Raw genomic sequence first — 1,411 nt, forward strand, 5'->3', positions numbered from 1 at the left:
GCCTGAGCAATCGGGAAAAGACACAGCTGGTTGATGCCCTGAAACAGATCTACCCGGTGCTTGAGCTCCTTGAAACGCTCGGCCTGGCAAGAAGCGGGGTTGCGGAAAAAAACTTGGACTGGTTTTATGTCTCAAGTCCAAGACTCTTTCGGTATTCGATGGGGCTGAGAGCCGAGGGAGATCTCGATCCGCCTCGTTGTACCAGCGGATGTACGAATTTACTTCATTGAAGAATTGCTCGACCGTGGTGTCCTTCCAGTCCCGAGGGTAGAACAGTTCAGTTTTCGTGCGACCGAAGAAGCCTTCGCATGCAAAGTTATCAGGCGAGCAGCCCTTGCGAGATGCATATTTCAGCCCATCGTGGACGGCGTTTCAGGCTGAACGTGGACGCGATTTCAGCGTGATCGTGGACGGCATTTCAAATTGATCGTGGACGCTGTTTCAGCGTGATCGTGGACGATTTGGGGAGCGCGCAAGTGATCTTTTGACCGGGCCTCAAGCTCACCGCCTTTTGCGGTTCAAGCCTGATGCCCACCAACAGAATCACCATGCGCCGAATCCGAGAGACATTGCGCCTGCACCTGCAGGCAGGGTTGAGCTACAGCGAAGTCGGCCTCGCGCTCAAGATCTCCAAGAGCGTGACGGGCAAGTACGTCTCGCTGGCCCGCGCGGCGGGCGTGGACTGGGTGCTTGCGCAGACGCTCACCGACGAAGAACTCGAAGCCCGGCTTTACCGCCCGCCGATGCCGCGCAGCGGCCACCAGCTCGCGCCCGACTTCGCGGCCGTGCACCAGGAGCTCAAGCGCGCCGGCGTCACCCTGCAGCTGCTGTGGGAGGAGTACGCCAGGGACAACACGCTGGCCTACAAGTACACGAGCTTCTGCGTGAAGTACCGCGCCTGGGCGATGAGTCTGAAGCGCTCGATGCGCCAGACCCACATCGCCGGCGAGAAGCTGTTCGTCGACTACGCCGGCCAGACCGTGCCGCTCGTTGACGCGGCCACCGGCGAGATCACCGCCGCGCAGATCTTCGTGGCCACGCTCGGCGCGTCGAATTACACCTACGCTTGCGCAACCGCGCGCCAGACCACCGCCGACTGGATCGGCGCCCAGGTGCACGCCCTGGAGTTCCTGGGTGGGGTGCCGCGCCTGATCGTGCCCGATCAGGCGCGTGCGCTGATCAAGAGCCCGGACCGCTACGACCCTGAACCTAACCGACTGTACGACGAGTTCGCCAGCCATTACGGTTGTGCGCTGCTCGCGGCACGGCCCGCTCATCCACGTGACAAGCCGAAGGTCGAGAACGCGGTACTCGTGGTCGAGCGATGGATTCTGGCGCGGCTGCGCAACCGGCGCTTCTTCAGCCTGGCCGAGCTCAACGGCGCCATCGCCGAGCTGCTGGTCGATCTGAA

Annotated in this window: 1 protein-coding gene and 1 pseudogene; one reads left to right on the forward strand and one right to left on the reverse strand. The window is 61.8% G+C overall.

Going from position 1 to position 1,411, the window contains the following annotated elements; genetic code table 11:
• Positions 1-124: 124 nt before the first annotated feature.
• A pseudogene (locus tag RCH10_RS27635) lies at positions 125-354 on the reverse strand (IS3 family transposase); the annotation flags it as partial.
• 173 nt (positions 355-527) lie between these two features.
• Between RCH10_RS27635 and istA the strand changes: the two are divergent.
• The coding region (istA, locus tag RCH10_RS27640; protein WP_409054846.1) for an IS21 family transposase at positions 528-1,411 on the forward strand (884 nt) is incomplete at its 3' end.

The sequence above is a fragment of the Variovorax sp. GrIS 2.14 genome (genome assembly GCF_046115955.1).
Classification (GTDB): Bacteria; Pseudomonadota; Gammaproteobacteria; order Burkholderiales; family Burkholderiaceae_C; genus Variovorax.